The sequence below is a fragment of the Mesorhizobium sp. LjRoot246 genome (genome assembly GCF_964254115.1).
Classification (GTDB): Bacteria; Pseudomonadota; Alphaproteobacteria; order Rhizobiales; family Rhizobiaceae; genus Mesorhizobium.
Window position 1 is genome coordinate 13,200 of sequence record NZ_CAXUSN020000001.1, and the last position, 17,340, is coordinate 30,539.

Sequence of the window (17,340 nt, forward strand, 5' to 3'; positions counted from 1 at the left end):
CTCATTTTAAGGAGATATCCGCTAGAAAGCCTCGTACTCTGGGGATCTTTCAATGTCCGCCGCCGTCAGCAACCCGAAGCGAACACCGGTGTTCCGACTGCTCACCATAGCAAGCTCGGGTATCGGCAGTTTCGTCCTGGGGCTCTGGGGCCTGAAGCTCGGTCTCGGCAATGGCTTTGCCGGCATCTCCGCGGACATGATGGTCGCAGTAATGGCCGCTCTTTGCGCATTGGCGGCGTCGATAGCCGCGATGTCCTTCTTCGCAGGTGTCGATGAATCGGTGGATTTCGTCTTCACGGAAACCCATTTCGACAAGCTGACCGGCCTTTTGGCGCGCCCGGCGATGGTCGGCAAGATTGCCGAGGCGGCATGCGCGACAAGCCGGACCGGCGAGCCGATGTTCCTCATCGATATCGATATCGACCGGTTCAAGCAGATCAATGACGCCATCGGCTACAGCCAGGGCGACGAGTTGATCCGCGCCTTCACCAAGCGATTGAAGACCTGCGTGCCGCAGCGCGCGCTGATCGGACGCATCGGCGCCGGTGAATTCGCGATTCTGCTCCCCGACAACCAGGTGCCCGGGTCATTGGACAGCACCGTAGAGAGGCTCATCGACGAGATGATGGAGCCCTATGAGCTCAGCACGCACCTGCAATCGGTCAGCCTGTCGGTGGGCATCGTGGCGATGCCCAAGGACGGCGTCGATCCTGTCCTCATCCTGCGCCGCTCCAATCTGGCGCTGCAGAATGCCCGCGCCAGCGGCGTCGGTAACTGGTCCGTCTTCCATGCCGAAATGGGCAGGGTCGCCGACCATCGCCAATGGGTCGAATCCGAACTGCACATCGCCTTCGAGCGCGGCGACTTCGATCTTCACTACCAGCCGCAGCTCGATCTCCCAACAGGCCGCATCGTCGGCTACGAAGCACTGATCCGCTGGCGGCATCCCGAACGCGGCATGATCCCGCCGATGGAGTTCATTCCGATCGCCGAGGAAACCGGCATGATCGGCCCGATCGGCGAATGGGTGCTGCGCAAGGCTTGCAGCGACGCCCAGCATCTGCCCGACGACTGCTTCGTGGCCGTCAACATCTCGCCCGTGCAGTTCATGACCAAGGACTTCGTCGGCACCGTGCGCGACGCCATGACGAGCACTGGCATCAAGCCGTCACGGCTGGAACTGGAAGTGACCGAGACCGCGATGATGCAGGACCGCGACCGCGCCGCCGCCATCCTGAAGCAACTTGCGGATATGGGCATCTCGGTCGCCGTCGACGATTTCGGCACCGGCTATTCCAATTTGAGCTATTTGATCGACTTTTCGTTCGGCAAGCTGAAGATCGACCGGTCCTTCGTCAGCCGCCTCGACACCGACACCAGCTCCGGCGCGGTTGTCTCGACCATCGTCGGGCTGTCGCGTGCGCTTGGCGTCAGCATCATTGCCGAAGGCGTCGAGACCGAAAGCCAGGCGACGCTGCTCAGGGCAGCCGGCTGCGAAGTGGTGCAGGGCTACCTTTACGGCAGGCCGGCACCGCTCCAGATCAGGGTTGGCGACGCGCATGTCACCGACGAGGTCCGACGCGTCGCCAATTTGCATTGAACGCGGTGCGTTGTATCAACGCCGCGCGACAAGCACCTTGAACATGCCGTCGCGGGCGAGTTCGGCATGGCTCGAGAAGGCGGCCGACAGCACCGGCTCATAGGGAAGCTGGCGGTTGGCGACCATGAACAGCCGCCCACCCGGCTTCAAGGCCTTGGCCGCGGCGCGGATCATGCCGGCGCCGATCTCCGGCTCGGCCGCGCGGCTTCGGTGAAACGGCGGGTTCATGGCAATCGCGTCGTAACGCTTTTCGACCGGTTCCTTCAGCAGATCGATCCAGAAGAAATTCCTGGCGATCGACTGGTTAACCCCTGTCAGATTGAGCTTTGCGGCTTCGAGCGAGGCGAAATCCGCCTCATGGAGGTCGAGCGCCGAGACGCTGGTTGAGCGGGCGGCGATCTCGGCAGCCACATAACCCCAGCCGGCGCAGAAATCGGCAACGCTGCCGCGCAAATCGCCAGGCAGGTTCTCGACCAGCAGTTTCGAGCCCGTATCGATCCGGTCGAAGGAAAACATGCCGGGCGCGGTGTGGAACCGGCCTTCAACCAGCAAGGCGGGATTGGTGCCGCGCAAGTCTTCCGCGGCGGCCAGATCGGCGGGGCGGCGCAACCAGAAGGCAATGCCGTGATATTTCGGCAGATGGCCTTCAAGTGGCAGAAGTTCGTCAACGCGCTTGCGCAGGCTTGCAATGCCATCGTCCTTGCCGCCGGCAATGACGACCAAGCCGCCCGGTGCCACGCGCTCAAGCGCCTCAGCGATGCGCACTTCGTTCAGGCCGCGATGCCGGCCGGCCAGCACAAGTGCCATATCGAAGCTGTCGCCTTCCGCTTGCGCGGTGACGATGGCGCCGGATGCCTGCAGCGTGCGAAAATGCGGCCGGAAGCCCTGCACGAGGTGAAGCGTCGCCTCGAAGCCTTCAGGCAGGCGAAAACCTGGCTCAGCGCCGAGAAACAGCGCGCGCTCGCCCCTTACCGGCAAAGCAACAGCCTCTGCCTCAAAGGGATGGAAAAGCGTCTTCAACGGCTCGGCGGACATTGTTCGATCTCGACCTGTCTAGACGGTCCGAAACTGAAAAACTGGGGCTGAAAATGAAAACGGGCGCGACATAAGCCGCGCCCGCTTCGATTTATGATCTCAGACCAATTAGGCGGCGTTTTCTTCGCCTTCGGTCTTCTTGTCGCGGGCGAGTTCCTTGCCGGTGGCCTGGTCGACGACCTTCATCGACAGGCGGACCTTGCCGCGCTCATCGAAGCCCATCAGCTTGACCCAGACCTTGTCGCCTTCCTTGACCACGTCCGAGGTCTTGGCGACCCGGTCGTTGGCAAGCTGCGAGATGTGGACGAGGCCGTCACGCGGACCGAAGAAGTTGACGAAAGCGCCGAAGTCGGCGGTCTTGACGACCGTGCCTTCGTAGATCTCGCCGACTTCCGGCTCGGCGACGATGGTGTGTATCCACTTCTTGGCCGCCTCGATCTCCTTGGCGTTCGACGAAGCGATCTTGACCGTGCCGTCGTCCTCGATGTTGATCTTGGCGCCGGTCTTTTCGACGATCTCGCGGATAACCTTGCCGCCCGAGCCGATGACGTCGCGGATCTTGTCGGTCGGGATGTGCATCACTTCGATGCGCGGTGCGAACTCACCGAGTTCCGAACGCGCGCCGGTCAGAGCGTGCGCCATCTCGCCGAGGATATGCTGGCGGCCATCCTTGGCCTGGTCCAGCGCGATCTTCATGATCTCCTCGGTGATGCCCTCGATCTTGATGTCCATCTGCAGCGACGTGATGCCGTTGGCGGTGCCGGCGACCTTGAAGTCCATATCGCCGAGGTGATCTTCGTCACCCAGGATGTCGGACAGAACCGCGAAGCGCTCGCCTTCCTTGATCAGGCCCATGGCAATGCCGGCGACGGGCTTGGCCAGCGGCACGCCGGCATCCATCAGCGCCAGCGAGGTGCCGCAGACGGTCGCCATCGACGACGAGCCGTTGGACTCGGTGATCTCCGAGACGACGCGCAGCGTGTAGGGGAACTGGTCAGCGCTCGGCAGCATCGGGCGAATGGCGCGCCAGGCGAGCTTGCCATGGCCGATTTCGCGGCGGCCCGGCGAACCCATACGGCCAGTCTCGCCGACGGAGTAGGGAGGGAAGTTGTAATGAAGGAGGAACTTCTCCTTGTACATGCCGGTCAGCGAATCGACATACTGCTCGTCCTCGCCGGTGCCGAGCGTGGCAACGACCAGCGCCTGGGTCTCGCCGCGTGTGAACAGCGCCGAACCGTGGGTGCGCGGCAGGACGCCGACTTCGGAGACGATCTTGCGGACCGTCTTCAGGTCGCGGCCATCGATGCGCGAGCCGGTGTCGAGGATGTTCCAGCGCACGACCTTGGCCTGGAGTTCCTTGAACACCGAACCGATCTGCTCGGAGGTGTACTTGGCGTCTTCGCCTTCGGCCGGGGCAAACGCTGCCTTGACCTTCGCCTTGACGGCGTCGACGGCGGCGTAGCGCTTCTGCTTGTCGACGTTCTTGTAGGCATTGCTGAGTTCGTCGCCAACGATCTTCAGCATCTCGGCTTCAAGCGCCGAATAGTCCGGCGCGGTGAAGTCGCGCGGCTCCTTGGCGGCGACTTCGGCCAGCTTGATGATGGCGTCGATTACTGGCTGGAAGCCCCTGTGGCCGAACATGACGGCGCCGAGCATCAGCTCTTCGCCCAATTCCTTGGCTTCGGACTCGACCATCAGCACGGCGTCGGCGGTGCCGGCAACAACGAGGTCGAGCTTGGACTCCTGCATCTCGTCGACATGCGGGTTGAGCACGTATTCGCCGTTGATGTAGCCGACGCGGGCGCCGCCGACCGGACCCATGAAGGGAACGCCCGAGAGTGTCAGAGCGGCCGAGGTGGCAACGATCGACAGGATGTCCGGATCGTTCTCGAGATCATGCTGGACGACGGTGACGACGATCTGGGTGTCGTTCTTGTAGCCGGAGGCGAAGAGCGGGCGGATCGGGCGGTCGATGAGGCGGGAAACCAGAGTTTCCTTCTCGCTCGGACGGCCTTCACGCTTGAAATAGCCGCCCGGGATCTTGCCGGCGGCGTAGGTCTTTTCCTGGTAGTTGACGGTCAGCGGAAAGAAATCGAGGCCGGGCTTCGGCTCTTTCATCGAAACGACGGTAGCGAGGACCTTGGTCTCGCCGTAGGTGGCGAGCACCGCGCCATCAGCCTGGCGCGCGATCTTGCCGGTTTCGAGGATGAGCGGACGGCCGCCCCATTCGATTTCCACTTTGTGGTGATTGAACATTTCTTGTCCTTAATATGAGGAAAGGGCCGCGCCGTTTCACGGTGCGCGGAGATGCCCTTTCCCTGGCTTCCTTTCTCGGGCAGCCACGGGCAAGACAACGGGAAGCTCGGGTGATTCCGGCGCGGTGCGCGCGCGAGCGTCCTGCAATCCTGCCCCATGACCGTCCATGGGCGGTTTCGAGTGCCCTCTGCACGATCGAAACCGGGTCTGGCCAGTCGATACGACTGGCAGAATGCGCGACCGGCGGGCTCTCCGAAGAAAGCCCGCCGGTCAATTCGTCAACGGCGCAGACCGAGCTTCTCGATCAGCGTCTGATAGCGCGCGTCATCCTTGCGCTTGAGATAATCAAGCAGGCTGCGGCGCTGGGAGACGAGAGCAAGCAGACCACGGCGGGAATGGTTATCCTTCTTGTGGTCCTTGAAATGGTCGGTCAGGTTCTTGATGCGCTCGGAAAGGATGGCCACCTGGACTTCCGGAGACCCGGTATCGCCCTTGGCGGTTGCGAATTCACCCATCAATTCCTGTTTGCGCTCGGCAGTAATCGACATCGTGTTTTTCCTTATCTGTTTGAGGAAACGGGTCGCCCTCAGCCGGGATGTCGTCCAGCAGGGGCCGGTGCAAGCAAAGCGTCATAGCGCTATGCTGCGGCGCATATAGTGCAATTCCCTGCAAAACACCAGCCCAATTCACAAGCCGGCTTTTCAGGCCGAAATGGGCGGTTTTATCCTTGTCAAAGCCATTTCTTCCATTTGAAGAAGGCAATCAGCCCGAAAGCGACAAGCGCCATGAACAGGAGCGACAAGGGATAGCCGTAGTAGGCTTTCAGTTCCGGCATGTTCCAGGGCGAAGACCCCGGATCGAAATTCATGCCCCAGATGCCGACTAGAAAGGTCAGCGGCATGAAGATGACCGAGACGATGGTGAGATAGCTGATGACGTCGTTGGTGCGCGCCTGGCTTAGCGACAGATGCATCTCGATCAGGCCGGTCAGCATGTCGCGCTGGGTTTCGACCAGTTCGATCAGCCTGAGCGAATGGTCGAGCGTGTCGTTAAGGAAGACCTTGGTCTCAGCCCTCACATAGGACACGTCACTGCGGATCAACGTCGCCAGCGCGTCGCGTAGCGGCCACAGTACGTTTTTCAGCACATTGGTGCCGCGCCGCAATTGGTGAAGCTGCTGCATCTGATGCTTCTGCGGGCTGCGCAGCATTTCGTCCTCAATGTGGTCGACCAGTTCGCTGGCCGCATCGATCGGCGGGAAATAGCTGTCGACGATGGCGTCGATCAAGGCATAGGCAAGGTAGTCGGCGCCGCGTTCACGCAGCCGGTTGGGCATCGAGCTTTCGATGCGCTTGCGCACCGGGTCGAAAGGGTCGCCTTCGCGCTCCTGGAAGGTGATGACGAAATTCCTGCCGAAGAAGACGGCGATCTGCTCGTAGCGATGCGATGCGGCGTCGTCGATCATGGTGAGGGCGACGAAGGCATGATCCTCGAAGAAATCAACTTTCGGCCGCTGGCCGGTGTTGACGACGTCTTCCAGCGCCAGCGGATGCAGGCTGAAAATGCGGCCGATCTCTTCGATCAGCGGGATGTTGGCGAGGCCGGTGCAATCCAGCCAGATGACCGGCCACTTGTCGCAATGGGTGTTGAGGTCGTCGATGCTGGCATTTTCGATGGTCTTGAATTTTTGGGGCGAGATCAGGGTCAGCCGCAGTTCTGAGCGCCGCGCCGCCGGGTCGGCAATCAGCGTGCCCGGCGAAGAGCCGACCGGCGACCGCCGCGTGGTTGCCGGTGCCCGCTTCTTGATCGTCTCAGCCTTTGCCATATACCCCTCACGCGAGTCCTGGTCAGACATTAGACGACAGGAGTCACCCGGCAAAGACCCGCTTGGGCTTGAACATGCCTTGCTCGATGGCACCGATGGCGACCAGCTTGCCGCGCGCCGTGGCGCAGGCTTCCTCGGCTTCCACCGGCGCGTCCCGGCCGCGGATGATGACCGGGTTGCCGAGGCGGATCTTGGTCGCCGCATCGTCGCTGATGGCGATCTGCGGCAAGCAATCGAGGGCTGCCGATGTATCGACCAGAAGCGCATCGATGGCGTCGAAGTCGATCGGTGCTTCCACCGCGTCTGCGGCTTCTGTCGTGTCAGCTGCCTCTGTCGTGTTGGCGGCGTCCGTCACGTCCGAGTTGTCCTGCACGCCGAAGCGGGCGGCTTCCAGTTCGGCGATGGTGACGAAATCCTCCGCCGTGAACGGCTCGACCTCGACCCGGCGCAGTTCGGAAATATGGCCGAAACAGCCGATATCGCGGCCCATGTCGCGGGCTAGCGAGCGCACATAGGTGCCCTTGCCGCATTCGACCTCGAAAACAGTTTGGTCGGCGCTATGCTCGACAACGTCCAAACGGCCGATCTCTATCTCGCGCGCGGGTATGTCGACCGTCGCGCCATCGCGGGCCAGATCATAGGCGCGCTCGCCCGCGATCTTGATGGCCGAGAATTGCGGCGGCGTCTGCATGATGACGCCGGTGTATTTCGGCAGCAAGGCAAGCACCTCGGCCTCCGATGGACGCAGGTCGGACTCCTTCGTCACCGGACCCTCGAGGTCATCGGTGGAGCGCTCCTGCCCCCACGCCACGGTAAAGCGATAGATTTTGGCGCCGTCCTGCACGTAAGGCACGGTCTTGGTGGCCTCGCCGAGCGCGATCGGCAGCATACCGGACGCCAGCGGATCGAGCGTGCCGGCATGGCCGGCCTTTTCCGCCTGGAACAGCCATTTAATCTTGGAGACGGCTTCGGTCGAGCCCATGCCGACCGGCTTGTCCAGGATCAGCCAGCCCGAGATCGGCCGGCCCTTCTTCTTGCCGCGACGTGCCACTATTCGGTGTCCTTGCTGTCGTCTTTGCCCTGGTCTTCAGAACCCAGATCGCGTGCCACCTCGGGCGATTTCAACAGGTCGTTGATCCTGGCGAAATTGTCGAAAGAGGTGTCGAGCTTGAAGCGAAACTCCGGCATGAACTTCATCTGCCGCAGCGCGCCCGAGACACGGCCACGGACGAATTTTGCATGCTTGTTCAGCGCCTCGACCACCGCATCGGTGTCCTTGGCGCCGAGCGGCGAGACGAAAGCGGTGGCGACCTTCAAGTCGGGCGACATGCGCACTTCCGAGACCGACACCACGGTGTTCTCGATCAACGGATCGATGATCTCGCCGCGCTGCAGGGTTTCGGACAGCGCATGGCGCACCTGTTCGGCGACGCGCAGCATGCGCTGGGATGGGCTGGAAGCGGTTGGACGGGGCATTTTTCTCATTCCCGAAAGCGTGAGGCGCGGGATGGGACCGTGCCGCATGTCTCATATGGCCATTCTCAATAGACCTTGGGCGGCGGCCTTTCGACCACCGCCCGGTATCAACAAGTCACTCGAACTCAGAGTGTCCGGGTCACCATCTCGACGCGGAAGCACTCGATGACGTCGCCGACGCGCATGTCTTCGTAGTTCTGGAAGGCCATGCCGCACTCCTGGCCGCCGGGAACTTCCGAAACTTCGTCCTTGAAGCGCTTCAGCGTCTTCAGCGTGCCCTCGTGGATGACGACGTTGTCGCGGATCAGGCGCACGCCCGCACCACGCTCGACCTTGCCTTCGGTGACACGGCAGCCGGCGATCTTGCCGACCTTGGTGATGTCGAAGATTTCGAGGATCTGCGCATTGCCGATGAAGGTCTCGCGACGCTCCGGCGACAGCAGGCCCGACAGAGCCGCCTTAACGTCATCCACAAGGTTGTAGATGATCGAGTAGTAGCGGATCTCGATGCCAGCAGCCGCTGCAGCGGCACGCGCCTGGACGTTGGCGCGGACATTGAAGCCGATGATCGCGGCACCCGAAGTCTCCGCCAGCGACACATCGCTTTCGGTGATGGCACCTGCGCCGGCATGGACGATGCGTGCACGCACTTCGTCGGTGCCGAGCTTGTCCAGTGCGGCGTTGATCGCTTCGATCGAGCCCTGCACGTCGCCCTTGATGACCAGCGGGAATTCCTTCAGTCCGCTCGTCTGCAACTGCGACATCATCTGCTCGAGCGAACCGCGCTGGCCGGCATGCTTGGCAACCGCCTTCTCGCGCGCCAGACGCTGGCGATATTCGGTGATCTCGCGGGCACGGGCCTCGTTGTTGACCACGGCGAAGCGATCGCCGGCCTGCGGGGTGCCCTGCAGGCCAAGCACTTCCACCGGCATCGCGGGCGGCGCTTCCTTGATCTGCGTGCCACGATCGTTGACCAGCGCGCGCACCCGGCCCCATTCGTTGCCGGCAACAAGGATGTCGCCCGGCATCAGCGTGCCGGTCTGCACCAGCACGGTGGCAACGGGGCCACGGCCCTTGTCGAGCTGGGCCTCGATGACGACACCCTCGGCGGTACGATCCGGATTGGCCTTCAGGTCGAGAATTTCGGCCTGCAGCAGGATCGCCTCGAGCAGCTTGTCGAGATTGGTGCCCTTGGTCGCCGACACTTCGACGTCCAGAACTTCACCGCCCATGGATTCCACGAAGACCTCGTGGCGCAGCAGCTCGGAGCGCACTTTCTGCGGATCGGCATCATGCTTGTCGATCTTGTTGATCGCCACGATGATCGGAACGCCGGCCGCCTTGGCGTGGCTGATCGATTCGATCGTCTGCGGCATGACGCTGTCGTCGGCCGCAACCACCAGGATGGCAATGTCGGTCGCCTGGGCGCCACGAGCACGCATCGCCGTGAAGGCGGCGTGGCCGGGCGTGTCGATGAAGGTGATCTTGTGACCGTTCTTCTCGACCTGGTAGGCGCCGATATGCTGGGTGATACCGCCGGCTTCGCCAGACACGACATTGGCGTTGCGGATGGCGTCGAGCAGCGAGGTCTTGCCGTGATCGACATGGCCCATGATCGTCACGACAGGCGGACGCGAAACCAGGTCCTCGGCATTGTCGGCGATGTTGAACAGGCCTTCCTCGATGTCGGACTCGGCGACACGGCGGACCGTATGGCCGAATTCGGTAGCAACCAGTTCGGCCGTGTCGGCGTCGATGACGTCGCCCGGCTTCAGGATCTGGCCCTGCTTCATGAAGAACTTGACCAGGTCGACTGCACGCTCGGACATGCGTTGCGCCAGTTCCTGGATGGTGATGGTCTCTGGCAGGATCACTTCGCGCATGACTTTCTCGCGCGGCTCATTGTGCATCGCGCGCTTGAATTTTTCCTGGCGACGACGCATCGACGACAGCGAACGGGCTCGCGCATCTTCGTCGGACAAGGCTGAATTCAGCGTCAGCTTGCCACGGCGACGATCTTCCTCGCTCTTGGTCGGCTTGGCCGGACGCGCCACTTCAGGCGTGACCGGACGGCGCACTGGTGCGCCGGCACCAACCCGCTTCGGCTTGACCCCTTCCTCGTCGTCGACCGTCGCCAATTCGGCGGTCAGCGGCGCGCGGCGGCGTGCCTCTTCCTCGGCCCGACGGCGGGACTCGGCCTCGGTCTGCAGCCGCGCCTCTTCCTCGGCCTGGCGACGTGCGGATTCATCGCGTTCGCGCTTGCGGCGTTCTTCGTCCTCGGCGCGGCGCTTGGCATCCTCGGCGGCGCGCTGACGGTCCTCGACCTCACGAACCTTCGAGCCTTCGAGTGCCCTGCGGCGTGCTTCCATTTCACTGCGCGACAGTTCGTTCAGCACCATGCCGCTGCGCTCGACCGGGGCCGGCGGCGGCGGGGGTGGGAGTGGCGGCGCCTTCGGTGCTTCCTGCACGACGGCGGGTGCGGCCACGACCGCCGGCTTCGGTGTGAAGACGGGGGCGGCAACCGGCTCCGGCTTGTCGCCGGGCATCGAGAACTTGCGCTTCTTGGTTTCGACGACGACCTGCTTGGTGCGGCCGTGCGAGAAGTTCTGGCGCACAGTGCCCTGTTCCATACCGGGGCGCTTCAGCGTCAAGGTCTTCTTCGGCGTCACACTCAGCGTATTGTCGTCACCCGATTTCGTATCGCTCATTCCATATCCTCTGCGGCATCATCTTCGTCAGCAACAGCCGCAAGCATTGCCAGATCGTCCGGGGAACCGCCCCGATACCGGTCGAGCGCAACCATGCGCTTCTGGACCGCCCTGCCCGCGTCTCCCGCGAGAACGGCAGCATGTATCACATTTGTACCCCCCAATGCCAAGCTCAACTCGGCCTCGGAGAAAAGTTTGTAGGCAAGGATAGCGGGGCCGCCGAGATGGACTGTCGCCCGTCGCGCCTGGCTGATCTTGCGAACGCCGTCATCGGACGCCTCGGTCGCGTGAAGCACGAAAAGCGCCAATCCGCTGCGCACAGCGCTTTCGACCTTGGTGGCGCCCAGCGCGATCGCGCCTGCCTTGCGGGCAAGACCGAGCATGCCCAGCGCGTATCTTGAAAGCAACCCGTCGACCAAACCGCCAAGATCGGGCGGCACGATCACCTGTGCCTTGAAGGCGCGGGCAAAGAGGTTCTTCGCCGCAGCCTTGTCGATATGTAGGCGGTCGGCGCTCACCCAGCAACCGCGGCCGGGCAGATTTCTCTTGATGTCGGGAACGACGGCCGAATCCGGGCCGACGACGAACCGGATCAGATCATCCGGTTCGGTCTGCCTGCGGGTGACGATGCAGGTGCGATCGTTCATCTCGTCCAAGGGCGGGTTCGGTGCGATGCGGCTTCACCTCACGCACCAACGGCTTCGTCAGCCGTGACTTCTTCGGCTGCAAGCTCGTCTTCGGTGATCCAGCCGGCCTTGAGGCGAGCGGCCAGAACCATCTGCTCGGCATCTGCGCGAGTGACGCCATGATTGGCCAGCACGCCCGGATAGACTTTTGTCTCGCCGTCCTTGCGTTCTTTCCAGCCGGTCAGGTCGTCGGCGGCATAGCCGGCGAAGTCCTCGATCGTTTTCACGCCGTCCTCGCCAAGCGTCACCATCATGGCGGTGGTGACACCGGGGATTTCGCGCAATTCATCCGAAACGCCGAGCGCCTTGCGCTTGTCGTCGTGCTCGGCCTCGATCTTCTCCAGATACTCGCGGGCACGGGTCTGGATTTCCGACGCGGTGTCCTCGTCGAAGCCATCGATCGAGGCGATCTCGCCCGAATCGACATAAGCGACTTCCTCGACGCTGGTGAAGCCTTCGGAGGCCAGCACCTGGCCGACCATCTCGTCGACGTCGAGGGCTTCCATGAACAGCGACGAACGCTCGACGAATTCCTTCTGGCGGCGCTCGGATTCTTCGGCCTCGGTCAGAATGTCGATATCCCAGCCGGTCAGCTGCGAAGCGAGACGCACATTCTGGCCGCGGCGGCCAATGGCCAGCGACAGCTGGTCGTCGGGGACCACGACCTCGATGCGTTCGGCATCCTCGTCAAGCACGACCTTGGCGACTTCCGCCGGCTGCAGCGCGTTGACGATGAAGGATGCGGCCGATGGCGACCACGGAATGATGTCGATCTTCTCGCCCTGCAATTCGCCGACGACGGCCTGGACGCGGCTGCCGCGCATACCGACGCAGGCGCCGACCGGATCGATCGAACTGTCCCGCGAGATGACGGCGATCTTGGCGCGCGAACCGGGGTCGCGGGCGACCGACTTGATCTCGATGATGCCGTCATAGATTTCCGGCACTTCCATGGTGAACAGCTTGGCCATGAACTGCGGATGGGTGCGCGACAGGAAAATCTGCGGCCCGCGCTGCTCGCGGCGCACGTCGTAGACGTAGGCGCGGACGCGGTCGCCATATTTGTAGTTCTCGCGCGGGATCAGTTCGTCGCGACGGATGATCGCCTCGCCGCGGCCAAGATCGACGATGACGTTGCCATATTCGACACGCTTGACGGTACCGTTGACGATCTCGCCGATGCGGTCCTTGTACTCGTCATACTGGCGGTCGCGCTCGGCCTCGCGCACTTTCTGCACGATGACCTGCTTGGCCGACTGGGCGGCGATGCGGCCGAAATCCATCGGCGGCAGCTGTTCGGCGATGAAGTCGCCGAGCTGGGCGTCGGGATTGCGCTCGCGGGCCGAGGAAATGGCGATCTGCGTGGCGTAGTCATCGACCTTCTCGACCACTTCCATCAGCCGCTGCAACTTCATCTCGCCGGTGTTCGGGTTGATGTCGGCGCGGATGTTGGTCTCCTGGCCGTAGCGCGAGCGCGCCGCCTTCTGGATCGCATCGGCCATGGCGGCAATGACGATCGACTTGTCGATCGACTTTTCACGCGCGACCGCATCAGCGATCTGCAGCAATTCAAGTCTGTTGGCGCTTACAACCATCGTTTTTCTCCCGAGCCTGTTTGCCGGACCTTTGCGCCCGGCAGCTCAATCATAGTTCCTGTTCGTGTTCTTCCGCGGTGTCAGCTTCCGTACCCGACTCGTCGTCGTCCGGTTCGCCGCGGCGTTTCTTGGCTTCCTTGCGCGCCCTGTTGTCCTTCGACAGGGCATCGCGAATGAGGTCGTCGGTCAGGATCAGGCGCACGTCGGCAATCGCATCGTAGGGGATGCGAACCGTCGGCTCCTCGCCATAGGCGGCCTTGTCGCGCTCGATCAGCACGTCGTCTTCGCCGGCCTCGGCGATCTTGCCTTTGAAGCGCTTGCGGTCCGCGACGACGACCGATGTTTCCATCTTCACCAGATGACCCGTCCAGGTCGTGAAATCCGATTTGCGGACCAGCGGCCGGTCGATGCCAGGCGACGAGACTTCTAGGTGATAGGCCTTTTCGATCGGATCATCGACGTCGAGCGCCGGCGACACCGCGCGGCTGACTTCTTCGCAATCCTCGACGGTCATAGTGCCGTCCTCGCGTTCGGCCATGATCTGCAGCGTCAGCCCGTTCTGGCCTGACAGATGCACCCGCACGAGGCGGAAGCCGATGCCACGCAGAACCGGCTGGACGATCAGCGCAATGCGCGCATCGATACCGCTTTCGCGGATGATGCGGTCGTCGCCCTCGCTTGCCGTTGCAGTCATTGAAGCCCTGTCGTTGTAACCGAAGTTATCGGCAGGTAATAAAAAAGAGCGGGACCGGGTGGACCCACTCTTCGTCATACCGACCAAGAATTTGAGGCTGATATAAACGATCATGGCCTGGGTTTCAAGCCCGCTATGCTGGTCGGCAGGGCAACGAACTCGGGTTAGCGGGTTCCTTCGGAGCCTTCGCCGGCGCATTGGCTGCCGGAGCATCAAATGAAAACCCGCATCAGCGGCGGGTCACTGGCGCAAATCAGCACCATAGATAAATACGTACCATAGCTGAGGGCACGGGGTCAAGAAAAAATTCCTATTATGAAAGCTACCGGCACAAAAGCTGCCAGCACCGCCGAACTGGCTGCCGCGAGGCCTTTTGTTAACCTGAGTTCGGAGCCCTGTGCTACGTCGGCAACGCGGCCGTCGATGGCGGCGGGCACCAGCGTTGCACGGGGCGCATGGCGCCTATGCGGCGACACCCCGTGCGATCGGTGCTGAAACTACCTATTTATGTTGCGCTGCACAAATGTGGCAGCGCCACAAGCGCGCGAAAGGACATGACCATGAGCAACCGCAAGATATTTTCGGCAATCGGCGATCTCTTCACCGTATTCGGCAGCGCCGTTGCCGCCTCCCGAGCCGTGGAAGCCGGCCGCAGGCCGCGCGCCGACGACCTGCGCAACCTCGGCGTCGAACCTGCCGCCTTCGATCGCATCGGCCGCCGCTTCTAGACCCATCAGCCCGACATGGGGAGCTGAGGTTCCCCGTCGAGGTAAAGCGCGCCTTCAAGCCACCCGCTATTTCCGAACGAAGGTAAGATAGGCCGGCCGCCGGCCCTCGCGAATGGCCTTGGCCTCGTAACGCGTACCCGGCCAGCCATCATAAGGCCGGTGCCAGTCTGCCGCCTCCGAAGCCTGCCACGCGAATGCGCCATGCGCACGGCAGTGCAGCAGGGTCCAGTTGACATAGGTGTCGATATCGGAGGCGAAGCGGAATTTTGAACCCGGCTTCAGCACACGCGCGAACCGCTCGAGATTGACCGGGCTGACGAAGCGCCGCTTCCAGTGTTTCTTCTTCGGCCAGGGATCGGGATAAAGCAGATCGATGCCGTCGAGAGAGGCTTGCGGCAGCCAGTCGAGCAGCCTTGTGGCGTCGTCGTCATAAACCCGCAGATTGGCGAGCGGTTTTTCCCGCACCGCCATCATCATCTTGGCCATGCCGTTGACGAACGGCTCGACGCCGATAAAGCCGACAGTCGGCGCCTCGGTGGCGCGATGCAGGAGATGTTCGCCGCCGCCGAAGCCGATCTCGAGGCGAACCGCACTAACATCGGCTTCAAACAGAGTGTGCAGATCGGCCGGCGGTTCGGCCGTGAGATCGAGCCGATAGGTGCCGAAGCCGCTTTCCAGTGCTGCTGCCTGCTGCGGCCGCATGGTCTTACCGCGCCGGCGACCGAAGAAGGCTTCGGTCGCGCGGCTTGGTCTGTCCTTCGGGTCCATGGCGGGACTGTGCGGCGCCGCTATCAGGCGGCGACCGCGTCCTTGAGCGCCTTGGCGAGATCGGTCTTTTCCCAGGAGAAAGACCCGTCGCGGCCGGCCTTGCGGCCGAAATGGCCGTAGGACGACGTCTTGGCGTAGATCGGCTTGTTCAGGTCGAGGTGACGGCGGATGCCGGACGGCGACAGATCCATCACCGAGCGCAGCGCCTCCTCGAGCTTTGCCTCGTCGACCTTGCCGGTGCCGTGCAGGTCGACATAGACCGACAGCGGCTGGGCAACGCCGATGGCGTAGGAAAGCTGGATGGTGCAGCGGTCGGCGAGTTTCGCCGCGACGACGTTCTTGGCCAGATAGCGCGCCGCATAGGCCGCCGAACGATCGACCTTGGTGGTGTCCTTGCCGGAGAAGGCGCCGCCGCCATGGGGTGCCGCACCGCCATAGGTGTCGACGATGATCTTGCGGCCGGTCAGGCCGGCGTCGCCGTCCGGCCCGCCGATGACGAACTTGCCGGTCGGGTTGATGTACCACATGCAGTTGTCGGCGATCTTCAGTTCGCCCAGTGCCTCGCGGATATAGGGCTCGACGACCTTGCGGACCTTCTTCGAATCCCAGCTCGCATCGAGATGCTGCGTGGACAGCACGATCTGCGTCGCTTCCGCGGCCTTGCCGTCGACATAGCGGACGGTGACCTGGCTCTTGGCGTCCGGCCCGAGCCTGCCGGCTTCGCCGTTGCCTTCGTGACGCGCCGCTGCCAGCAGTTCGAGGATCTTGTGGCTGTAGTAGATCGGCGCCGGCATCAGATCCGGCGTCTCGCGGCAGGCATAGCCGAACATGATGCCCTGGTCGCCGGCACCCTCTTCGCCCTGACGGTCGGAGGCATTGTCGACGCCCTGGCCGATATCCGGCGACTGGCCGTGCAGCAGGACCTCGATCTTCGCCGTTTTCCAGTGGAAGCCGGCCTGCTCATAGCCGATTTCGCGGATCGCCTTGCGAGCGACCGACTTGAACTTGGCCGGATTGACGACCGGATGGCCGGCGGCATCCGTAAGGATGTTGCCTTCCTTGTCCTTCCTCAGCAGCGTCTCGGGGACGCGTACCTCGCCGGCGATGACGACGCGGTTTGTGGTGGCCAGCGTCTCGCAGGCGACACGGACTTTCCATGGGTCCATCCCGGTCTTCTTGGCTTCGCGATAGACCAGATCGACGATCTCATCGGAGATCCGGTCGCAGACTTTGTCGGGATGGCCCTCGGCAACGGATTCCGAGGTAAAGAAGTAGTTCTGCCGCGTCACGGGTGTCCCCTCTTGAAAAACGATCGGCAGGCTGCCGATTTGGCGCGCCACGTGTTAGCGGGACGATGCGCCGCTCGTCAAGCGATGCTTCGGCTCTGGCATGAATGTCGACGCAATTATCTTGTGCCACCGGCGGCAGGCCGCCGCCGGTCCTGGCTCGATCGCGGATCAGTCGGCATCGTCGGTGGAGAGGGACTTGACCAGGTCTATGATCCTGCGGCGCACCTTGGCGTCGGCGATCTTGACAAAGGCCCGGTTGAGCTGAAGCCCTTCAGGGCTGCCGCAGAATTCGACGGCGAAAGCCATCGACGCATCCTCGGCAAATCCGCGGCCCGCCACGGGCTCCTGGCCGGGCGCATCCTCGAAAAAGAAGGCGACAGGCACGCCGAGGATGGACGCGATCGCTTGCAGACGGCTGGCGCCGACGCGGTTGGTGCCCTTTTCATATTTCTGAATCTGTTGAAATGTGATGCCGAGATTTTCTCCCAGCTTTTCCTGGCTCATTCCCAGCATATTGCGGCGAAGCCGGATGCGACTGCCAACGTGGATATCGATCGGATTCGGTTTCTTCTTGTTATCTTCTGTCATTTTTTCCTCGCCGAATTTTTTCGGCTTTCACTATTTTTTCTCGCCCAAACAAAGCCGGAGGCAACTGCCCCAACAGAACGATCCACCGACTT

Annotated in this window: 15 protein-coding genes; 2 read left to right on the forward strand and 13 right to left on the reverse strand. The window is 62.6% G+C overall.

What is annotated here, in order from left to right:
• Nucleotides 1-52: 52 nt before the first annotated feature.
• Nucleotides 53-1,600 carry a putative bifunctional diguanylate cyclase/phosphodiesterase gene (locus ACSQ3L_RS00080; RefSeq protein WP_436158076.1) on the forward strand — a complete coding sequence of 516 codons (1,548 nt, stop codon included), beginning with the start codon at nucleotides 53-55 and terminating at the stop codon, nucleotides 1,598-1,600.
• A 15-nt stretch (nucleotides 1,601-1,615) separates the two neighbouring features.
• Here the strand turns inward: ACSQ3L_RS00080 and ACSQ3L_RS00085 are convergent, their stop codons facing one another.
• From ACSQ3L_RS00085 to rimP, 10 genes are all read right to left on the reverse strand, one after another.
• Entirely contained in the window at nucleotides 1,616-2,635 is a 1,020-nt protein-coding gene (locus tag ACSQ3L_RS00085) for a class I SAM-dependent methyltransferase (RefSeq protein ID WP_436158077.1), read from the reverse strand.
• Nucleotides 2,636-2,743: 108 nt separating this feature from the next.
• Nucleotides 2,744-4,891, reverse strand: coding sequence for a polyribonucleotide nucleotidyltransferase (pnp, locus tag ACSQ3L_RS00090; RefSeq protein WP_436158078.1), 2,148 nt, complete (start codon nucleotides 4,889-4,891; stop codon nucleotides 2,744-2,746).
• 278 nt (nucleotides 4,892-5,169) lie between these two features.
• On the reverse strand, nucleotides 5,170-5,481 hold the full coding sequence (gene rpsO / locus ACSQ3L_RS00095; RefSeq protein ID WP_269470859.1) for a 30S ribosomal protein S15: 312 nt from the start codon (nucleotides 5,479-5,481) through the stop codon (nucleotides 5,170-5,172).
• A 140-nt stretch (nucleotides 5,482-5,621) separates the two neighbouring features.
• Entirely contained in the window at nucleotides 5,622-6,716 is a 1,095-nt protein-coding gene (gene corA / locus ACSQ3L_RS00100; RefSeq protein ID WP_436158079.1) for a magnesium/cobalt transporter CorA, read from the reverse strand.
• A gap of 43 nt (nucleotides 6,717-6,759) precedes the next feature.
• A complete protein-coding gene (gene truB, locus ACSQ3L_RS00105; protein WP_436158080.1) occupies nucleotides 6,760-7,767 on the reverse strand; it encodes a tRNA pseudouridine(55) synthase TruB in 1,008 nt (335 codons plus the stop codon).
• The gene (gene rbfA, locus ACSQ3L_RS00110; RefSeq protein ID WP_436158081.1) at nucleotides 7,767-8,192 is read right to left on the reverse strand and encodes a 30S ribosome-binding factor RbfA; all 426 of its coding nucleotides are present in this window, start codon (nucleotides 8,190-8,192) and stop codon (nucleotides 7,767-7,769) included. The genes truB and rbfA overlap by 1 nt, the downstream gene beginning before the upstream one ends.
• 125 nt (nucleotides 8,193-8,317) lie before the next feature.
• A complete protein-coding gene (infB, locus tag ACSQ3L_RS00115) occupies nucleotides 8,318-10,900 on the reverse strand; it encodes a translation initiation factor IF-2 (protein ID WP_436158082.1) in 2,583 nt (860 codons plus the stop codon).
• Nucleotides 10,897-11,547 carry an RNA-binding protein gene (locus tag ACSQ3L_RS00120; protein ID WP_436158083.1) on the reverse strand — a complete coding sequence of 217 codons (651 nt, stop codon included), beginning with the start codon at nucleotides 11,545-11,547 and terminating at the stop codon, nucleotides 10,897-10,899. The genes infB and ACSQ3L_RS00120 overlap by 4 nt, the downstream gene beginning before the upstream one ends.
• 38 nt (nucleotides 11,548-11,585) lie before the next feature.
• Nucleotides 11,586-13,181 (reverse strand): transcription termination factor NusA, encoded by a 1,596-nt coding sequence (gene nusA / locus ACSQ3L_RS00125; RefSeq protein WP_292181226.1) that lies wholly within the window; start codon nucleotides 13,179-13,181, stop codon nucleotides 11,586-11,588.
• Between the two features lie 49 nt (nucleotides 13,182-13,230).
• A complete protein-coding gene (rimP, locus tag ACSQ3L_RS00130) occupies nucleotides 13,231-13,875 on the reverse strand; it encodes a ribosome maturation factor RimP (protein ID WP_436158084.1) in 645 nt (214 codons plus the stop codon).
• 560 nt (nucleotides 13,876-14,435) lie between these two features.
• Here rimP and ACSQ3L_RS00135 point away from each other — a divergent pair.
• Nucleotides 14,436-14,603: a hypothetical protein gene (locus tag ACSQ3L_RS00135; protein ID WP_436158085.1), complete on the forward strand. Its 168-nt coding sequence runs from the start codon at nucleotides 14,436-14,438 to the stop codon at nucleotides 14,601-14,603.
• Between the two features lie 66 nt (nucleotides 14,604-14,669).
• On the opposite strand, the gene trmB is transcribed toward ACSQ3L_RS00135, so the two are convergent.
• The 3 genes from trmB to ACSQ3L_RS00150 form a co-directional block, all read right to left on the reverse strand.
• Complete coding sequence (gene trmB, locus ACSQ3L_RS00140) at nucleotides 14,670-15,371, reverse strand: tRNA (guanine(46)-N(7))-methyltransferase TrmB (RefSeq protein ID WP_436158086.1); 702 nt, start codon at nucleotides 15,369-15,371, stop codon at nucleotides 14,670-14,672.
• 23 nt (nucleotides 15,372-15,394) lie between these two features.
• Nucleotides 15,395-16,660, reverse strand: coding sequence for a methionine adenosyltransferase (gene metK / locus ACSQ3L_RS00145; RefSeq protein WP_436158087.1), 1,266 nt, complete (start codon nucleotides 16,658-16,660; stop codon nucleotides 15,395-15,397).
• Between the two features lie 168 nt (nucleotides 16,661-16,828).
• Entirely contained in the window at nucleotides 16,829-17,248 is a 420-nt protein-coding gene (locus ACSQ3L_RS00150) for a helix-turn-helix domain-containing protein (protein WP_056584860.1), read from the reverse strand.
• Between the last annotated feature and the right edge of the window lie 92 nt (nucleotides 17,249-17,340).

Excerpts from the sequence above, each read along its gene's own strand:
- infB (WP_436158082.1), bottom strand. The coding sequence starts at position 10,900 with ATGAGCGATACGAAATCGGGTGACGACAATACGCTGAGTGTGACGCCG.
- ACSQ3L_RS00150 (WP_056584860.1), bottom strand. The coding sequence starts at position 17,248 with ATGACAGAAGATAACAAGAAGAAACCGAATCCGATCGATATCCACGTT.
- nusA (WP_292181226.1), bottom strand. The coding sequence starts at position 13,181 with ATGGTTGTAAGCGCCAACAGACTTGAATTGCTGCAGATCGCTGATGCG.
- corA (WP_436158079.1), bottom strand. The coding sequence starts at position 6,716 with ATGGCAAAGGCTGAGACGATCAAGAAGCGGGCACCGGCAACCACGCGG.
- trmB (WP_436158086.1), bottom strand. The coding sequence starts at position 15,371 with ATGGACCCGAAGGACAGACCAAGCCGCGCGACCGAAGCCTTCTTCGGT.
- ACSQ3L_RS00135 (WP_436158085.1), top strand. The coding sequence starts at position 14,436 with ATGAGCAACCGCAAGATATTTTCGGCAATCGGCGATCTCTTCACCGTA.
- ACSQ3L_RS00085 (WP_436158077.1), bottom strand. The coding sequence starts at position 2,635 with ATGTCCGCCGAGCCGTTGAAGACGCTTTTCCATCCCTTTGAGGCAGAG.
- ACSQ3L_RS00120 (WP_436158083.1), bottom strand. The coding sequence starts at position 11,547 with ATGAACGATCGCACCTGCATCGTCACCCGCAGGCAGACCGAACCGGAT.
- pnp (WP_436158078.1), bottom strand. The coding sequence starts at position 4,891 with ATGTTCAATCACCACAAAGTGGAAATCGAATGGGGCGGCCGTCCGCTC.
- rimP (WP_436158084.1), bottom strand. The coding sequence starts at position 13,875 with ATGACTGCAACGGCAAGCGAGGGCGACGACCGCATCATCCGCGAAAGC.
- rbfA (WP_436158081.1), bottom strand. The coding sequence starts at position 8,192 with ATGCCCCGTCCAACCGCTTCCAGCCCATCCCAGCGCATGCTGCGCGTC.
- ACSQ3L_RS00080 (WP_436158076.1), top strand. The coding sequence starts at position 53 with ATGTCCGCCGCCGTCAGCAACCCGAAGCGAACACCGGTGTTCCGACTG.